Annotated in this window: 2 pseudogenes; one reads left to right on the top strand and one right to left on the bottom strand. The window is 73.7% G+C overall.

Annotation, left to right across the window (positions count from 1 at the left end):
- Positions 1 to 564, top strand: a pseudogene (locus tag KPL59_RS13890) (acetoacetate--CoA ligase); the annotation flags it as partial.
- Positions 565 to 614: 50 nt separating this feature from the next.
- Here KPL59_RS13890 and KPL59_RS13885 read toward each other — a convergent pair.
- Positions 615 to 1,244: pseudogene (locus tag KPL59_RS13885) on the bottom strand (ABC transporter transmembrane domain-containing protein); the annotation flags it as partial.
- Positions 1,245 to 1,277 lie beyond the last annotated feature (33 nt).

Here is a 1,277-nt window from a genome sequence, read left to right as displayed (position 1 = left end):
CTCGCCGACCTGCGGGTCGACTCCACCAGCGGCGGCACCGACATCTCCGGCTCCTTCGTCGGGGCGAACGAGTACTCCCCGGTGCGGGTCGGGCGGATCGGCGGGCGCCTGGCCGGGGTCGACTGCGCCGCCTGGGACGACGACGGGAACCCGGTCGTCGACGAGGTCGGGGACCTGGTGGTCACCCAGCCGATGCCGTCCATGCCGGTGCACCTGTGGAACGACCCCGGCGCGCGCCGCTACACCGACTCCTACTTCGACACCTGGCCCGGCGTCTGGCGGCACGGTGACTGGGTGACCGTGCACGGCGACGGCAGCGTCTCCATCCACGGCCGCTCGGACTCCACCCTCAACCGCCACGGCGTGCGTCTGGGCACCGGCGACTTCTACGACGTCCTGGAGACGATGGAGGAGATCACCGAGGCCCTCGTCGTCGGCGTGGACCTCCCCGACGACGGGTACTGGCTGGGCCTGTTCGTCGTCCCCGCCGCGGGGCATCCGCTCGACGACGATCTCCGGGCGACGATCGTGACCACGCTGCGGACCCGGCTGACCCGACGGTAGCGACGCTGGGCCGCCGGCTCGACCCCGAGCCCCTTCAGCACCCGGACGCCGTCGATCAGGTCGGCCGCGACCCCGGAGGCCGCGGCCGCCCGCTCCTGTTCGGCGTGGCTGCGCCGCTCCAGCGGGGTGCCGATCCGCTGGATCGCCCACAGCAGCGGCGGGGAGCCCAGCAGGATGAGCAGCCCCAGCGGCAGCGAGATGGTGAGCAGCGCGATCGCCGCGACGACGACCGCGGTCACCGCGGCCAGCCCGAGCGGGAGCATGAAGCTGACCACCGCGACACGTTTCGCGTCGGACACCGCGATCGAGGCCAGCTCACCGGGCAGCCGTCCGGCCTCGGCGCCGCCGCGGGGGTCGAGCAGCCGCCCGGCCACCTGCAGCCGCAGCCGGGCGTCGCCGCGTACGTCGGCCGACCAGGCGTGCCGGGCGCCGAAGCGGTAGCAGGTGGACAGGAACAGGAAGTCCAGTCCGAGGACCAGCAACCAGCCGGTGAGGGCGACGGGGTCGCCGGCCGCGATCCCGCGGTCGATCACCACCCCGACGAGGACGGGGACGAGTGCCTCACCCGCCTGGTGGCCGCAGAACAGCGCCGACGCCGCGGCGAGCCGTCCACGGAAGGCCCCCAGCGACCCCCGCAACACGGACCGGCCGGACTCCGCCTGGCGGGTGGGAACGTCCATTGTGTCAGGATAGCCTTGCCAACATCGACGCCC

It is taken from the genome of Pseudonocardia sp. ICBG1142, from assembly GCF_020496255.1.
GTDB lineage: Bacteria > Actinomycetota > Actinomycetes > Mycobacteriales > Pseudonocardiaceae > Pseudonocardia.
Note: the sequence above shows the minus strand (reverse complement) of the source record. Positions and strands in the feature narration are given on the sequence as shown.